The organism is Enterococcus sp. AZ149 (genome assembly GCF_051714285.1).
Lineage (GTDB): Bacteria > Bacillota > Bacilli > Lactobacillales > Enterococcaceae > Enterococcus_D > Enterococcus_D entomosocium.
Window position 1 is genome coordinate 1,842,858 of the sequence record NZ_JBIORO010000001.1, and the last position, 16,230, is coordinate 1,859,087.

General features: G+C 42.1%; 12 protein-coding genes. 4 read left to right on the plus strand and 8 right to left on the minus strand.

Features of this window, described 5'->3' with window-relative positions; translation table 11 throughout:
• Positions 1–151: 151 nt before the first annotated feature.
• From ligA to IGI94_RS08670, 3 genes are all read right to left on the minus strand, one after another.
• On the minus strand, positions 152–2,182 hold the full coding sequence (ligA, locus tag IGI94_RS08660) for an NAD-dependent DNA ligase LigA (RefSeq protein WP_034872674.1): 2,031 nt from the start codon (positions 2,180–2,182) through the stop codon (positions 152–154).
• A 13-nt stretch (positions 2,183–2,195) separates the two neighbouring features.
• The gene (gene pcrA / locus IGI94_RS08665) at positions 2,196–4,439 is read right to left on the minus strand and encodes a DNA helicase PcrA (RefSeq protein WP_086316175.1); all 2,244 of its coding nucleotides are present in this window, start codon (positions 4,437–4,439) and stop codon (positions 2,196–2,198) included.
• Between the two features lie 211 nt (positions 4,440–4,650).
• Positions 4,651–6,117 (minus strand): alpha-amylase, encoded by a 1,467-nt coding sequence (locus IGI94_RS08670; RefSeq protein WP_429946682.1) that lies wholly within the window; start codon positions 6,115–6,117, stop codon positions 4,651–4,653.
• Positions 6,118–6,322: 205 nt separating this feature from the next.
• Here IGI94_RS08670 and IGI94_RS08675 point away from each other — a divergent pair, with 205 nt between their 5' ends.
• Genes IGI94_RS08675 through IGI94_RS08685 form a run of 3 tightly spaced genes read left to right on the plus strand, consistent with a single transcriptional unit; the run spans position 6,323 to position 9,931 of the window.
• Positions 6,323–7,078: a DeoR/GlpR family DNA-binding transcription regulator gene (locus tag IGI94_RS08675; protein ID WP_429946683.1), complete on the plus strand. Its 756-nt coding sequence runs from the start codon at positions 6,323–6,325 to the stop codon at positions 7,076–7,078.
• Positions 7,075–7,992: a 1-phosphofructokinase gene (gene pfkB / locus IGI94_RS08680; RefSeq protein WP_008380122.1), complete on the plus strand. Its 918-nt coding sequence runs from the start codon at positions 7,075–7,077 to the stop codon at positions 7,990–7,992. The genes IGI94_RS08675 and pfkB overlap by 4 nt, the downstream gene beginning before the upstream one ends.
• 13 nt (positions 7,993–8,005) lie before the next feature.
• Positions 8,006–9,931, plus strand: a complete 1,926-nt coding sequence (locus IGI94_RS08685; protein WP_005235722.1) for a PTS fructose transporter subunit IIABC — start codon at positions 8,006–8,008, stop codon at positions 9,929–9,931.
• Positions 9,932–9,973: 42 nt separating this feature from the next.
• Here the strand turns inward: IGI94_RS08685 and IGI94_RS08690 are convergent, their stop codons facing one another.
• On the minus strand, positions 9,974–11,305 hold the full coding sequence (locus IGI94_RS08690; RefSeq protein ID WP_438899633.1) for a hypothetical protein: 1,332 nt from the start codon (positions 11,303–11,305) through the stop codon (positions 9,974–9,976).
• A gap of 130 nt (positions 11,306–11,435) precedes the next feature.
• Between IGI94_RS08690 and IGI94_RS08695 the strand changes: the two genes are divergently transcribed.
• Positions 11,436–11,615, plus strand: a complete 180-nt coding sequence (locus IGI94_RS08695) for an SPJ_0845 family protein (RefSeq protein WP_008380128.1) — start codon at positions 11,436–11,438, stop codon at positions 11,613–11,615.
• A 111-nt stretch (positions 11,616–11,726) separates the two neighbouring features.
• Here IGI94_RS08695 and IGI94_RS08700 read toward each other — a convergent pair whose 3' ends face one another.
• From IGI94_RS08700 to tig, 4 genes are all read right to left on the minus strand, one after another.
• On the minus strand, positions 11,727–12,608 hold the full coding sequence (locus tag IGI94_RS08700) for a helix-turn-helix domain-containing protein (RefSeq protein ID WP_194199625.1): 882 nt from the start codon (positions 12,606–12,608) through the stop codon (positions 11,727–11,729).
• Positions 12,609–12,778: 170 nt separating this feature from the next.
• The gene (gene yihA, locus IGI94_RS08705; protein WP_008382206.1) at positions 12,779–13,363 is read right to left on the minus strand and encodes a ribosome biogenesis GTP-binding protein YihA/YsxC; all 585 of its coding nucleotides are present in this window, start codon (positions 13,361–13,363) and stop codon (positions 12,779–12,781) included.
• A 70-nt stretch (positions 13,364–13,433) separates the two neighbouring features.
• Positions 13,434–14,678 carry an ATP-dependent Clp protease ATP-binding subunit ClpX gene (clpX, locus tag IGI94_RS08710; protein WP_005235713.1) on the minus strand — a complete coding sequence of 415 codons (1,245 nt, stop codon included), beginning with the start codon at positions 14,676–14,678 and terminating at the stop codon, positions 13,434–13,436.
• A 226-nt stretch (positions 14,679–14,904) separates the two neighbouring features.
• Entirely contained in the window at positions 14,905–16,188 is a 1,284-nt protein-coding gene (tig, locus tag IGI94_RS08715; protein ID WP_005235710.1) for a trigger factor, read from the minus strand.
• Between the last annotated feature and the right edge of the window lie 42 nt (positions 16,189–16,230).

The window sequence follows — 16,230 nt, forward strand, 5'->3', positions numbered from 1 at the left end:
TTTTAACAAATCATGAAATAGAATTTGAAAATTATCAAATATAATTGCAAATAAAAGCAGAAATCATTTCTTTCCTCGTATTGCAGGGAAGAAATGATTTCAATTAGACAAGAAGAAACAACTGCTTCTCGTCTGTGACAATACTTAACAGTTATTGTTCTGCCGAATGACTGCCTTCGATCGCAGCCACCATTTGAGCTTCATCCCAAACGGTAACGCCTAGGGACTGGGCTTTGGTCAGTTTACTGCCAGCCTCTTCCCCGGCAACAACGATATCAGTCTTTTTCGACACACTTCCGGTGACTTTTCCACCAAGGTTTTCGATTCTTTCTTTGGCTTCTTCGCGGGTGAAATGACTCAATTTCCCTGTCAAAACGACTGTTTTCTCTTTAAATGGCGACTCCACTTCTTCCAATTGATCCGTTCTCAGCCCTAGATAAGCAAAGTTAACACCCGCTTTTTCAAGTTCATCTAAAAGGTCGTGAACTTCTTGATTGTCAAAATACGTAACGACACTTTCTGCAATTGTAGCACCAATGGTTTCCAACGAAATGATCTCTTCTTCTTTGGCTTTGCTAAGGGTCCGAAGGTCACCAAAATGTTCCGCTAAAATCCGAGCCGCTTTGGCACCAACATGACGGATGCCTAGCCCGAAAATCAAGCGCTCAACTGAATTTTCTTTGCTTTGATGGATGGCACGCAAAAGGTTATTAGCTGATTTCTCTTTGATTTTATCGAGGGTCAGCAATTGTTCTTCTGTTAAAAAGTACAAGTCGGCCACATCTTTGACTAAGGATTTATCGAACATTTGCTCTAAAACACGTGGCCCTAAACCATCAATATTCATAGCATTTCGGGAAACAAAGTGGCTTAAGCCCTCTTTAATCTGCGCTGGACACTTCGGATTGATACAACGCAAGGCAACTTCTTCATCTAAATGGATCAGCTCACTCCCACATTCGGGACAATGTGTAGGCGCTTCAAAGGGTTCACTTGTTTCCGTGCGTTTTTCTTCCAAGACTTTCGCAACCTCTGGAATAATGTCCCCCGCCTTATAGATGATGACCGAATCGCCAATGCGAATGTCTTTCATTTTAATGAAATCTACATTATGGAGACTAGCACGGCTGACCGTCGTTCCAGCAACACGAACAGGAGTCATAACAGCGGTCGGTGTCACAACACCCGTCCGTCCCACGGTCCATTCGATCGTTTCGATCACTGTTTCCGCTTCTTCCGGTGGAAACTTATATGCCGCCGCCCATCGGGGTGCTTTTACGGTAAAGCCTAACGCATCTTGATCTTTAAAATTATTGACTTTGATGACTACGCCGTCAATCTCATACGGGAGCTCACTGCGCTTGTCATGAAACTCTTCGATATATGCCCACACTTCATCGATGGTGTGACACACTCTGCGTTCGTGATTTGTACGAAAGCCTAATTGATCCAGTTCATTCAATGCTGAAAATTGATCATTAGCTTCAATTGGACCAAAGTCAGCTAGTGTGTATAAAAAGGTGCTCAAGTTTCTTTGGGCTGCGATCCGAGTGTCTAATTGACGTAAGCTTCCAGCAGCTGCGTTTCTCGGATTGGCAAAAACCTCCACCCCTTCTTCTTCTCGCTGTTGATTCAATTTCAAAAACGAAGCCTTTGGCATATAGCATTCGCCACGAACTTCCAACGAGATCGGTTCTTTTAATTTCAGTGGGATCGATTTGACAGTCTTTAGGTTTTCTGTAATGTTTTCACCTACCGTACCATCTCCTCGAGTCGCTCCCCGAACAAAGCGCCCTTCTTCATATTTCAAGGAAATTGACAATCCATCGATCTTTAACTCGCAGACATAATCTACCGCTTTCCCCAATGCTTTTTGAACACGAGCATCAAAAGCCACGATTCCTTCTTTGTCAAAGACATCGTTCAGGCTATAAAGTGGGATATCATGGGTGACTTTTTCAAAGCCAGGTAAAATGATGCCGCCTACTCGTTGGGTGGGCGAGTCTTCGGTTATTAGCTGCGGATAATTGGTTTCAATTTCAACCAGTTCTGCATACAGCTGATCATAGAGATAATCTTCAACAGAAGGTTGATCTTTTACATAGTATTCGTACGCGTACTGATTTAATTGCGTACGCAGCTCTTCTGCTCGTGATTGGATTTCTTTTGAAGGGACATCCATCCTAATATCCTCCTTATTTTTCAACTTTTTCAATCGGCGCAAAGGCCGCCAACAATCGTTTGACGCCTTGTTGTGGGAACGCCACATCTAATTCGATGTCTTGCGCGCTGCCAGTCGTCCGAACGACCGTACCGATTCCCCATTTTTTATGTTGAACTTTCTCGCCTACTTGCCATGTATTACCAGCTGCAGAGGTCTGTTGCTTAGAAGCGACGGTCGTTTGACGCGGCTGTGTATAGCTCGGTTTAAAGACTTTTGGTTGAAACGGTGCAGCAGCTTTCGGTTGTGAACGCTCGCCTAATGATTGCAGCAGATCTTGTTCAATCTCCTCGATAAACCGTGACGGACGATTGTATTGGGTACGACCGTATAATGTTCTGGAAAAAGCGTTGGTCATAAAGAGCTCTTCCTCAGCACGAGTGATTCCCACATAAGCAAGGCGCCGTTCTTCTTCGAGTTCGCTTTCTTCCATTAAAGCCCGAGAAAGCGGGAAGATATTTTCTTCCAAACCAATCAAGAATACCACTGGAAACTCCAGTCCTTTTGCAGCATGCAAGGTCATCAACGTCACTTGACTACTTTCTTCTTCATAACTATCGACGTCTGACAATAAAGCTAAGTCATTTAAGAAAACACTCAACTTCTCATCTGGTGCATCTGCATCGTCTTCGTTTTGCGCCTCAAATCGTTTATCGAATTCTTGGGTAACCGATAAAAATTCTTCCAGGTTTTCAAGTCTAGCTTGTGCTTCTAAATTATTCTGGTTGACTAACTCTTGACGATAACCCGTCTTTTCTAATATTTCTTTCGTCAGTTCAGTTACTGAGAGGTAAGGAACCATTTGGGCGAAGCCATCCATCATCATCCCAAAGCTTCCTAATTCTTTGCCGGCCTTTCCAGAAATATTCGCCAACTCGACGTTCATGGCTGCTTCTAGCAATGACCACTCATGAAGATTCGCAAAATCTCGTAGTTTTTCGACGGATGTCGCACCGATCCCACGTTTTGGTACATTGATGATTCGTTCCAAGCTGATGGAATCACGAGGATTGGCGATCGCCGATAAATAAGCCAAAATATCACGGATTTCTTTGCGGTCATAGAACTTTCTGCCGCCGACCATCGTATAAGGAACGTTGGCTTTTAAAAGCATTTCTTCAATGATCCGTGACTGGGCGTTGGTCCGATACAAAATCGCAAAATCACCGAATTTACGGTTCTTTTCTGCAATTTGTTTCTGCATTTCACTGACGATAAATCGCGCCTCATCTCGTTCACTATCCCCGCGATAATAAGTGATTTTTTCCCCATCACGATTTTCTGTCCACAGATTTTTGTCTGGGCGGTTGCGGTTATTTTTGATTACTTGGTTTGCCGCATTTAAAATCGTTTGCGTTGAACGATAGTTTTGCTCTAACAAAATCGTCGCGGCATCCGGATAGTCTTTTTCAAAGTCTAAAATATTTTGCATGTTGGCACCACGCCAACCGTAAATACTTTGGTCCGCATCCCCAACAACACAAAGATTTCGAAAACGAGCGGCCATTAAATTGACCAGCGTGTATTGGGCGTGGTTGGTATCTTGGTATTCATCGACATGGATATAGTGGAATTTCCGTTGGTAAAATTGCAGCGCATCTTCATTGTCTTGGAAGAGGCGGATCGTATTCATGATTAAATCATCGAAGTCCATGCATTGATTATTACGCAGCTCTTTTTGATATTTTTCATAACAACGACCTACGATTTGCTCAAAGAGACTACCTTCCATGGCTTGGTAAGCTTCAGGTGTCAACAGCTCATTCTTTGCATGAGAGATCGTTCCCAAAATAGAACGAGGATCATATTTTTTGGGATCGATATTCAATTCTTTTAATACTCGTTTCATCAGCGTATTTTGCTCAGAAGAATCAATGATAGTAAAATTCTTCGAATACCCGATTCGATCAACATCCCTGCGCAAAATTCTGACACACATCGAGTGGAAGGTTGAAACCCAAACGTCTTCACCACCCGATCCTAATAGTTGACTGACCCGTTCTTTCATTTCACGTGCCGCTTTATTCGTAAATGTGATGGCTAAAATATTCCATGGATTTACATTTTTTTCTTCTATTAAATAGGCGATTCGGTGGGTTAGGACACGGGTCTTCCCGCTTCCTGCACCTGCCATCAGCAGCAACGGTCCTTCCGTATGCATAACGGCTTCTTTTTGCCGTGGGTTCATGCGTTCAAGTAATTCACTTTTGGATGACATGATTTTAAACATCCTTTCTTTCTCAATCTTCTCAATTATAGCATTATCCGGGAAAGGGGAAAACCGAACGCTTTGAAAACTTTTAATTAAAAGCGCTTTGATTTTTCCCCTTACGATTCATGCGATTTTTCAAGAGAAAGCAGGCTTGGTTTGTTTACATAATAAAAAGGCTGTAAACCTACCAGCCTTTTTATTCGTTTAAAGATTTTGGTTAACTAAAGTACTTCTCTACTAGTTTTTCATTTACATAAATCGAGACTTGCCCATCATTGACCGGGAAAACACCTTTTCCGGTATCATCTAAAACAACTTTCGCTTCATTATTTCTCAATATATCCACGAATGTCTCTCCACCATGGATCGCACTGATAGTCATTTCTTTTTCCGCTCCTTGGGCATTGGTCATCACGACCGCTAATCCAGAAAGCTCATGTTCATAATCGCCAGTTAATACCCAGCCAATGCAATTAGGATCATCGAAATAATCGACTTGATTCCCGAATGCAAGCTTCTCCCGAAGTTTCAGCATATGGACCAGCGCATCCCCGACAGGGGCGATTTCTTGCGCGGGAATCCCAAATAAATCCCCCCAGAAAACTACTGGTACGCCAGCTTTACGTAAAAGGATCAATGAATAGGCATGGACTTTGAACCATCCGTCTATCCAAGATTGTAAACTTTGTCCGACTTGCGTATCATGATTGTCTACAAAAGTCACGGCATAATCTTCGCGCGCGGCAGTCAGTGTACCGGCAAAAATTTGACTCATATCATATTCGCCATTCGAGTGAGATGCTTCATATAAATTATAGTGCAAAGGCACATCGAATAAATAAATCAGATTTCCTGAAGAATCTAAATACTCTTCTAATTTTGGCAGATCCCCTGACCAATATTCTCCGACAACAAATAGTGGTTTGCCTTTTTCTTCCCGACGACTCAAGATCCAATCTGCGTAATAGTTGAACTCAATGTGTTTCACCGCATCTAAGCGATAGCCATCAACACCGGTCAACTCTTGGTACCATTGCCCCCATTTATTGAGCTGTTCCACCGTTTCAGGATTTTCCATGTCCAGATCACAACCCATTAAATAGTCGTAATTACCCATTTCATCATCCACTTGGTTTTCCCAGCCCTTATCAGCGAAGTTAAAAATCCCGTGGTCTTTATTGCGATCATCATAATCGACACCAGAAAAATTATGCCAGGTCCAGACATAGTCATTGTAAGTTCCTTTACGTCCTGGGAAAGTGAATTTAGTCCAAGCTTCGATCTCTTCTTCATCACTGATCGGTTCATTGCGGTTTTCGGTATTGTATTTAACCGCCGGAACGACTTCTTTTTCATCGGCGCCGATCAAGTGATTAAAGACGATATCGGCATAAACCTCAACTCCTTGTTCTTGCAGTGCTTTGATGGCTTCTAAGTATTCATCCTTTGTCCCATATTTTGTTGGCACCGACCCCTTTTGATCGAATTCGCCTAGATCATAATAATCATAGACACCATACCCAACGTCTTCGGACCCAGCTGTCCCTTTATAGGCAGGCGGCAGCCAAATTGCGGTAAATCCATACTCTTTGATTTCTTTACTCATTTCTTTCAATTTGTTCCAGTGTTGGCTATCTGCCGGCAGGTCCCATTCGAACCCTTGTAAAATGACTTTGTTATTCATTTATTTATCCCCCCTTAATTCAATTAAGCCAAATAATAGTAAAAATTGTCAAATATAAGGACAGCAATCTCAGGAAAATGAAGGTTAGCATGACCGTTTGTGATCGATTTCTATTATTCGCGCTTTCATTTTGAATGTTTTTTACTGTTTATGATTGATTTTGAATGAATCATATGTTACTATGGCAGGTGAAGAGGTGATGTAAATGCTTACAGAGGAGCGGCATCAAGCGATTTTGGCACGATTAGAGCAAGAGGAGATCGTCAAAGTCAGTGAACTGATCCAACTGCTGGATGCTTCAGAGTCAACAATCCGCAGAGATCTCCAAGAACTGGAAGATAAAGGGTTTCTAGTTAGAATTCACGGCGGGGCCAAAAAAAGCCAGCAATTAGGTTTTGAACCCAACATGTCTGAAAAAAAAGCGAAATTTCAAACAGAAAAACAAAAAATTGCTCGCGCAGCCGCACAAACGATCAAAAATGGTGAAGTCATTTATCTAGACGCAGGAACAACGACCCTTGAAATGATTCCTTTCTTATCGACCATCACAGCGCTGAAAGTTGTCACGAACTCCGTCAAGCACGCTTCCCTACTGATTGATCACGGGATCGACACCATGATTTTAGGGGGACCCATTAAGATAGCTACGAACGCTGTGTTAGGGATCAATGCCGGTGAACAGTTGCGTAAATTGCGCTTTAACCGCTGTTTTATGGGCATGAACGGTGCTCATTCGGAAGCTGGTTTCACCACACCCGATCCTGAAGAAGCCCTGATCAAGCAGATTGCACTAGAGCACAGTCAACAAGCCTATGTCTTGCTAGACCATTCCAAGTTTCAGCAAACAACTTTTGCTCAAGTTGCTTTTATTGAAGGTGCAACGATCATCACCGATTATTGCCCAAAAAACTATTTAGCGAAATTCAGAGCAAAAACAACCATTATGGAGGTAATACAATGATTTACACAGTAACACTCAATCCATCGATCGACTTTATCGTCCACGTCGATCATTTGGAGATCGGTGCCCTTAATCGAATGAAACAAGACTTTAAACTACCTGGTGGCAAAGGAATCAATGTCTCACGTATTTTGAAGCGAATTGGCATCTCCTCGACTGCCCTTGGTTTTGTTGGCGGATTTACTGGTCGTTTTATTGAAGAGTGGCTGACCAAAGAGGAAATCAACAGCAATTTTACGCAAGTCGCTGCCGATACCCGGATCAATATCAAATTAAAATCCGGCGAAGAAACAGAAATCAACGGCCTTGGTCCAGTCATTCAAGAGCAAGAAATCGCTGAATTGAAACACCAATTAGCCGCTCTTTCTGCCGAAGACATCGTCATCCTATCAGGAAGTAAACCAGCTGGTCTTCCAGCCGACTTTTATAAAGAATTGATCAAAATCGTTAAAGAAGCTGGTGCAGAATTTGTCATTGATACGACTGGTGCGGAACTATTTGATGCCTTATCCGATCAGCCTTTGCTGATCAAACCAAATAATCATGAATTAGCGGAACTTTATGAAACTTCTTTTTCAACAATCGAAGATATTTTGCCTTATGGCCAAAGAATGCTAAAGGATGGCGCTAAAAATGTCATCGTCTCTCTAGGTGGTGATGGTGCCCTGCTCTTTACTGGCAATGAGATCTATCGCTCCAATGTGTTGAAACGACCTTTGAAAAATTCAGTTGGCGCTGGAGATTCCATGATTGCTGGATTCATTGGGCGTTACGCAAAGACCAAAGATGTGGTTGAAGCATTCAAATGGGGGGTCGCTTGTGGCAGTGCCACTGCGTTCTCAGATGATTTAGCTGAGGCGTCATTTATCGAAGAATTACTACCGGAAGTCATTATTGAACAAGTGAATCTATAGGAGGATGGAAAAAATGAAAATCAATGAGTTGATGCTGAAAGATGCCATGATCATGGACTTGCAAGCAACAGACAAAAAAGGTGCCATTGATGAAATGGTAGCAAAATTATATGCTGTCGGACGGATTTCAGATGTCGAAATCTACAAAGAAGGAATTCTTGCCCGAGAAGCCCAAACCTCAACAGGGTTAGGTGACGGCATCGCAATGCCCCATGCCAAAAACAGTGCAGTCAAAGAAGCGACGGTTTTATTCGCAAAGAGTAATGCGGGTGTCGACTATGAGGCGTTAGATGGACAACCAACGTACCTCTTCTTTATGATCGCAGCACCAGAAGGAGCAAATGATACTCATTTACAAGCGTTAGCAGCTCTATCTCGCTTATTGATCGATCCAGATTTCGTTGCTAAACTAAAAACAGCGACAACTGCTGATCAAGTACAACAACTTTTCTCAGAAGCTGAGGCACAGCAAGAAGCCGATGCTTTAGCAGAAGAAGCGGCAAACCAAGAAGCAGCACCTGCTAGCGAACGTCCCTATATCGTCGCAGTTACAGCTTGCCCGACAGGGATCGCCCACACCTACATGGCAGAAGATGCTTTGAAAAAGAAAGCCAAAGAACTTGGTGTTGACATCAAAGTCGAAACAAATGGTTCAGAAGGAATCAAAAATCGTTTAACAGAAGCTGATATCGCCCGAGCTGCTGGTGTGATCGTAGCTGCCGATAAAAAAGTTGAAATGGATCGCTTTGACGGCAAACATTTAGTAAACCGTCCTGTGAGCGATGGTATCCGTAAAACCGAGCAATTAATCAATGAAGCATTGAGCGGAACTGCTCCTGTTTTTCACGGTAGTGGCCAAGCTTCTGATAAAGAGGACGCTTCTGCTGATGGTTCAGTCGGTCAACGAATCTATAAAGATTTGATGAATGGTGTTTCTCACATGTTACCATTTGTTATTGCCGGTGGAATCATGATCGCTATTTCCTTCATGGTGGACCAGTTCATGGGTGTCCCTCAAGATGCCTTGAGTCAATTAGGAAACTACAACCAAGCCGCTTCTTGGTTCAACCAAATCGGTAGCGCGGCATTTGGTTTTATGCTACCTGTCTTAGCTGGTTTCATCGCTTCAAGTATCAGTGACCGACCTGGATTGATCGTCGGTTTCGCAGCAGGTGCCCTAGCAAATACGGGTGGTGCTGGATTCTTAGGAGCATTGATTGGCGGTTTCTTAGCTGGTTATGTCATCAAGTTCTTGCGTTCATTATTCAAAGGTTTACCAAAATCATTAGAAGGAATCAAAACGATCCTCTTCTACCCTGTTTTCGGCCTATTGATCACTGGCTTCTTGATGTTACTGATCAACGTGCCAATGAAAGCCATCAATGACGGTTTGAATAGCTTCTTGACTGGCTTAAGTGGTACCAACGCCGCTTTACTTGGTGCTTTGTTAGCAGCAATGATGGCAGCCGATCTAGGTGGCCCAATCAACAAAGCCGCTTATGTTTTCGGTACTGCAACATTGGCAACGACCGTTGCTGAAGGTGGTAGCGTCGTGATGGCATCTGTAATGGCGGGCGGAATGGTTCCTCCATTGGCAATCTTTGTCGCAACGTTATTGTTTAAAAATAAATTCACCAAAGACCAAAAAGAAGCTGGTTTAACAAACATCGTCATGGGGCTATCCTTCGTCACAGAAGGTGCGATCCCATTTGCAGCAGCAGATCCATTGCGGGCGATCCCAAGCTTTATCGTTGGTTCTGCACTGACTGGTGCGCTTGTCGGTGCCTTTGATATCCAATTAATGGCACCACATGGTGGGATCTTTGTTGTTCTATTATTATCTAAACCAATTTTGTTCTTGCTATTCATCTTAATCGGTGCGATCGTTTCTGGCGTTGTATTCGGTTTGTTGAAAAAAGCGCCTGAACAAGCTGCCTAATTGAAAAGACCCGCAAGATCCTCGTGATCTTGCGGGTCTTTTTCATTCTTGATTGGTAAAGAGCTGCTGTTCGACTAGCTTTTGGGTATTCATAAAATACACTCGTAGTTTTTTCCCATCCTTCTTTAGGTTAACCCACGTATATTTGCGCGTGCGGTGCAAATACCCAAAATGAACATCCGGCATCGCTGCTTTCAATCCGTCTATCGGCAGCTCCTTCAAGGCTGTTTCTGGTAAATAAAATTGTAAGCAAGCTGTGTAGTCTTTAAAGCGATCCTCTGAGTAATCAATTTCGAGGTGATTCCGAATATAAAAGGCATATGCCTCGACCCCATCATCTACAGTCAATTCCGGTTTTAATACAATATAATCCATCATGCGCAACCGATCTTGGTCGATCCAAGGAAAATACGCTTGTGCATTCAAGTAACCTTTCACCCGTCGCTCCTGGTACTCTTCGTTCACCAAATCGAAGCTTCGAGTGACGAAATGTGTCGCGTTACGCTTAGTCGTCGGCTGCAGCCGATCATTTTGGTACTGGATGGTTTGGATCAATTGGTCGCCAAAGGCGTACTCAATATATGGTTCCCTCAAAATACCGACGCCATTATCCCATGTCAATTGATCGATCCCAGTTTGATCGCGAAACAAACGCTGGTATGAAAGATTCAACTCGTGATCCCACTGAAACGGATCGCGATACAATTCCACCATCACGATTCCCTGATCTCTAACTTGGACCTGCTCGACTTGTTGCGCATCCGTAATGATCACCTGAGGAATAATACGGGCATAGAATACCGAAAAGTACATTCGCCAACAAGAGGTCAGTGTGTAGCCATTGTAAAAAACATCGTACCCAGCAAATTGATTGCAATCAATAACGATCTCTTGTTCAAAATTTTTCCGCTTCGGTAACGCGTTGATTTCAGCAATCGATTGAAAATTTTGTCTTTTCTCGATTCGCTCGACGTTATGCATCAGGTACTCATCATATGAACGCAAATAGCCAAACATTCCATCTCTTTGCATCGTTTCATCGAAGTAACTTAAAATCACTGTTTTCTGTGTGGAGAATACGTCTTTCGTAAACAGGTGCCGTTGTAAAACAGCCTCTTGAATGATATGGATACTGGACTCATTTTGGCCGTCCGTCACAATCAATTCAGTATTGATTTCTTCAGGGGCGCTATGCAGCAGTTGACTGACCTCATCAAAATCATAAGGTTTCTTTTCTTGCTGATTGTAATAGTATTCCGTCGGCTGATAGCTAAGACGAACCAAAGCGAACCAATTTTCAATCAACAAACGCAACTGTGATGCTTCCATTTGTGTCGATTGTAGAAAGCCGTAAATTTTTTCAGTTTTGATCATCGCTATCCCTCTTTTCTATCCCCTTTCTTTAATTATAGTAAAGGGAGAAACGATTGAACACTATTTCGCTTTTTTTTGGTGAAATCTACGACCGTTCGTGGTAAACTAAAGGCGCTTGGAGGTGAACCTTATGGGCTTAAAATTCCAACGAGAAGACTCGCTAGATAAAATGTTTGATGATTTTGCCTTTCTTCCCGATAACGACAAAGACAATAAAAAGCAGGAAAAGGACATTGAGCGTTTCTTAAAAAACGAACCTGATGATGAAAAAGAGCAAAAAAAAGCAAATAATATAAAAAAAGCAGACTAACAAAAAAGGCACAGGACTGTGAGGTCCTTGCCTTTTTTACCTTTTTAGCTAAGAAATGAGCGACCAAATCAACTTATCTGGGAGAATCAGAATCTGATCCTCCTTCTCACATTACAACTCTTCATATAAAACACTTTGCCGTAAGCGAATCAAGCCGATAATCACCAGACAAAGAATGAAAACGACGCCTGCTAGGATCGTGACCACAAAGCCAGCTACCACGATTGGGGATTGAGTAAAGCGAATCATTGGTTCAAAAAAAGTGGTTTTGATCAAATCCGGGATGTCTGTCGCTAGCAGTTGCTGAATCGCATGATTGAAATCCTTTGCCGTTGCACTCGATGGCAAAACAGCCATAAAACTCCCTACACCATAATTTGCAACTCCAATCCATGCAACAGCAACATTTCCTAATGCAAGTAATCCGATACCAACATTTCCAACAACAACCGATCCAACGGCGATATTTCCTATACCAACGAGCAAGGCAAAACAGAAATGACCAAAAGCGAACGCGCCGATGCTGATGGTCCCGATTGCCAACGCGCCAAAGGACATAACACCGATCGATAGCAGTCCCAAACTGATAAGCCCCATAGCAATGACCCCTTTGGCTTTAACGCCAAGACAGAACCAGCCAGACGCAGTGGGTACCTCTTTCATCAGAACAAAAAACTCTCGAACGCTCGTCACTTGATTCAGTAATAAGAATAAATTGGGAATCAAAATGTGCATTAACGGAAGCCGTAGAACCCTCCGTTCACTTTTGTATTCATAATAGTAGGTTTCTTTCTTTTCTTTTAATAGCTCTTCCACTGGAGTGCCTAATAAATCGGCGAGACGAACCAATGTCTCGATGTCTGGCAACCCATTTCCTCGTTCCCATTTTGAAATGGCCTTATCAGAAACAAATAACCTCGCAGCTAATTCCTTCTGGGTTAAGTTATGTCTTGATCGATACTTTTTTAATTTTTTACTTAATGTTTCATGCATTCGACCACACCTCCTTGTTACAAGTTTAACAAATATTAAGGAGATTTTCGCTAAAATTGGGCAAATTTGGCACTCTACGCTCCGTAGAATAGCCTAAATCCCCAATTTTTACTTTTAAAAAGCAAAAAAACGAAGGGAGCGACTTGCTCGCTTCGTTTCTTTATTCAAAATTATTTGATTGCTGCTTCGATGGCTTTCCATGCTTCTTCTTTTCCTTGTTTGGTAATGGAAGAAAAAAGAATGAACGTATCAGCTGGATCAAAGGACAACGCTTTTTTGATCATACTTTCATGCTTATTCCATTTCCCACGAGGGATTTTGTCTGCTTTGGTGGCAACAACGATCACAGGGATCTCATAATACTTTAAAAATTCATACATTTGAACATCTTCTTGGGAAGGTGCATGGCGCAAATCTACCAAAGATACTACTGCTCGCAGCTGCTCTCTTTGTTCGAGGTACGTTTCAATCATTTTTCCCCATTTTGCTCGCTCGGTTTTTGATACTTTTGCATAGCCATAGCCAGGGACATCGACAAAATGCAGCGTATTTTCAATCAAATAAAAATTCAATGTTTGGGTTTTCCCCGGTTTTGACGAGGTTCGGGCTAAGTTTTTACGGTTAATCAATGTATTGATAAAGGAAGATTTACCGACATTGGAGCGCCCTGCTAAGGCAATCTCCGGTAAGGGTGTATCTGGGTATTGTGCTGGTGAAACAGCACTAATGACGATCTCAGCTTCATGTACTTTCATTGGATCGCTCCTTTTCATTTTTTTCAAAAAGAAAGCCGGATAGCAATGAAACTATCCGACTTGGTCTCGATTAGACTGCTTTTTTTGTCTCTTCATTGTAAATGATTTTTGGTTCGCCAAGTCCTTTCGCAGCTTCTTCCGTAATAGTGACTTTTTGAATCGACTCATCAGAAGGAACATTGAACATGACTTCCATCATGATATTTTCGATGATCGAACGTAATCCACGAGCACCGGTGTTTCGCTCAATTGCTTGCGCAGCAATCGCACGTAAAGCCTCTGGCTCAAATTCGAGTTCTGTGTCATCTAATGCCATCAATTTTTGATATTGTTTGACAAGGGCATTTTTTGGTTCAGTCAAAATATGCACTAAATCATCTACCGTCAATTTCTCTAAAGCAGCCATCACTGGCAAACGGCCGATAAATTCAGGGATCAAACCGAATTTAAGCAAATCTTCAGGAATGATCTGTTGCATCACGCTCTCGCCTTCTTCAAGACGTTTGTTGTTTGTACCAAACCCAATGGTTTTTTCACCTAAGCGGTTTTTAACAATTGTTTCGATCCCGTCAAACGCCCCACCAACGATAAAGAGAATATTGGTCGTATCGATTTGGATCATCTCTTGATGCGGATGTTTCCGTCCCCCTTGAGGCGGCACACTAGCAGTGGTTCCTTCTAGGATTTTCAGCAAAGCTTGCTGAACACCTTCACCGGAGACATCACGAGTAATCGATACATTTTCACTCTTACGGGCGATTTTATCGATCTCATCAATATAGATAATCCCTTTTTCAGCCATTTCTACATTATAATCAGCAGCTTGTAAAAGCTTCAAAAGAATATTTTCCACATCTTCACCGACATAGCCGGCTTCTGTTAAACTGGTTGCATCAGCGATTGCAAAAGGCACATTCAGTGAACGTGCTAGCGTTTGTGCCAAAAATGTTTTACCTGAACCTGTTGGCCCGATCAAGCAAATATTGCTTTTCTGTAACTCCACATCTTCAGCTGTCGTTTCTACATTGACGCGTTTATAGTGATTATAAACCGCTACAGCCAATGTTCGTTTGGCACGATCTTGTCCAATCACATATTCATTGAGGACATTCAATAGTTCTTGCGGTTTCGGCACTTCGGTAAACTCCCGAACTGCTTCTTCGTAAAACTCTTCATCAATGATTTCTTTGCACAAATCAATGCACTCATTACAGATATAGACCCCAGGCCCTGCAACGATCTTTTTCACCTCTTCTTGCGTTTTTCCGCAAAAAGAACAACGAACAGCTTCATTACCGTTTGTATTATCGTACATACTGTTCACCCCTTGAAAATTTTCCAACCTATTTAAAGGAGTGGAATTTGGTTTACTAACTTTGCAGTCTTAAACAATCATATCATAACTTTTTTGAAAGAAAAAGTCATTTTTACTTTGCCTAACGTTTTCTTATCATTTGTTAGTAATTCCGAAATATCCCCTATTTACTCCCATGAAAAAACGGCCAACACCACTAGATGTTCGCCGTTTTTAAGAGTTTTGACTACGCTTCTTTTGCAGTGCCTGTTACAAGTTCAACTGCTTTTTTCATTGTAATATCGTGTTTCAACATGTCTTCTGTTAAGACGCGTTTGATTTGATCCACTGGCATATTGTAAGCTTCAGAAAGTTCTTTGATTTCTTTTTCGATATCTTCTTCTGTTGCTTCCAAACCTTCTTCTTTAGCGATTGCTTCAATGACAAGGTTTGTTTTCACGCGTGTTTCTGCTTCGCCTTCAAATTGTGTGTGAAGGTCTGCTTCAGTTGAACCAGTTAATTGATAATACATTTCAGGTGAGATTCCTTGACGTTGCATATTGTTCAAGAACTCATCCATTGAACGGTGTACTTCATCATGTACCATTGAATGTGGTAATTCAACGATTTCTGCGTTTTCAACTGCTTGACGGATCGCAGCTTCATCTTTTGCATCTTCTGCTGCTTTTTCTTTTGTTTCAGTCAATTCAGCACGATATTTTTCTTTTAATTCCGCTAATGATTCAACGCTGTCATCAACGTCTTTTGCGAATTCATCATCTAATTCAGGAAGTTCTTTTGCTTTTACTTCGTGAACCGTTACTTTGAAGACTGCTTCTTTACCAGCTAAATCTTCTGCTTGATAATCTTCTGGGAAAGTCACGGTAACGTCTTTGCTATCGCCAGCTTTTGTTCCTACTAATTGTTCTTCAAAACCAGGGATGAATGAGTTTGAGCCAAGTTCAAGTGAGTAGTTTTCACCTTTGCCGCCTTCAAATGTTTCTTCTCCTAAGAAGCCTTCAAAGTCGATAACGACTGTGTCGCCATTTTCAGCTGCTTCGTCTTCTTTGATAACTAATTCAGCTTGTGCTTCTTGTTCGCGTTTGATGCGTGCATCAACGTCTTCTTCTGTTACTTCACGGTCTTGTTTTTCAACAGTTAAATCTTTGTAATCACCAAGTTTTACTTCAGGTTTTACAGTAACTTCTGCTTTGATTACCCAGTCTTGACCTTTTTCCATGCTGTCAACGTCGATTTTTGGTTGCGAAACAGGATCGATCCCTGCTTCTTTTACAGCAGCTTCATAAGCTTCTGGAAGAACAGCGTTCAATGCATCTTCATACAACGCTTCTTCGCCGTACATACGGTTAAATACTTGGCGTGAAACTTTCCCTTTACGGAAGCCAGGTACGTTAAGATTGCCTTTCACTTTATTGAATGCAGTCGTCAAGCCTTTTTGGATTTCCGCTTGAGCGATCGTAAATGTCAAAACACCATCATTGGTGCCTGTTTTTTCCCATTTTGCAGTCATTTATTTCCCTCCGAATATTAATTGATTTACATATGAAATAGC

What these genes read in the sequence shown, in the direction of transcription:
- ligA (WP_034872674.1), bottom strand. Translation starts at nt 2,182, where the DNA reads ATGGATGTCCCTTCAAAAGAAATCCAATCACGAGCAGAAGAGCTGCGT.
- pcrA (WP_086316175.1), bottom strand. Translation starts at nt 4,439, where the DNA reads ATGTCATCCAAAAGTGAATTACTTGAACGCATGAACCCACGGCAAAAA.
- IGI94_RS08670 (WP_429946682.1), bottom strand. Translation starts at nt 6,117, where the DNA reads ATGAATAACAAAGTCATTTTACAAGGGTTCGAATGGGACCTGCCGGCA.
- IGI94_RS08675 (WP_429946683.1), top strand. Translation starts at nt 6,323, where the DNA reads ATGCTTACAGAGGAGCGGCATCAAGCGATTTTGGCACGATTAGAGCAA.
- pfkB (WP_008380122.1), top strand. Translation starts at nt 7,075, where the DNA reads ATGATTTACACAGTAACACTCAATCCATCGATCGACTTTATCGTCCAC.
- IGI94_RS08685 (WP_005235722.1), top strand. Translation starts at nt 8,006, where the DNA reads ATGAAAATCAATGAGTTGATGCTGAAAGATGCCATGATCATGGACTTG.
- IGI94_RS08690 (WP_438899633.1), bottom strand. Translation starts at nt 11,305, where the DNA reads ATGATCAAAACTGAAAAAATTTACGGCTTTCTACAATCGACACAAATG.
- IGI94_RS08695 (WP_008380128.1), top strand. Translation starts at nt 11,436, where the DNA reads ATGGGCTTAAAATTCCAACGAGAAGACTCGCTAGATAAAATGTTTGAT.
- IGI94_RS08700 (WP_194199625.1), bottom strand. Translation starts at nt 12,608, where the DNA reads ATGCATGAAACATTAAGTAAAAAATTAAAAAAGTATCGATCAAGACAT.
- yihA (WP_008382206.1), bottom strand. Translation starts at nt 13,363, where the DNA reads ATGAAAGTACATGAAGCTGAGATCGTCATTAGTGCTGTTTCACCAGCA.
- clpX (WP_005235713.1), bottom strand. Translation starts at nt 14,678, where the DNA reads ATGTACGATAATACAAACGGTAATGAAGCTGTTCGTTGTTCTTTTTGC.
- tig (WP_005235710.1), bottom strand. Translation starts at nt 16,188, where the DNA reads ATGACTGCAAAATGGGAAAAAACAGGCACCAATGATGGTGTTTTGACA.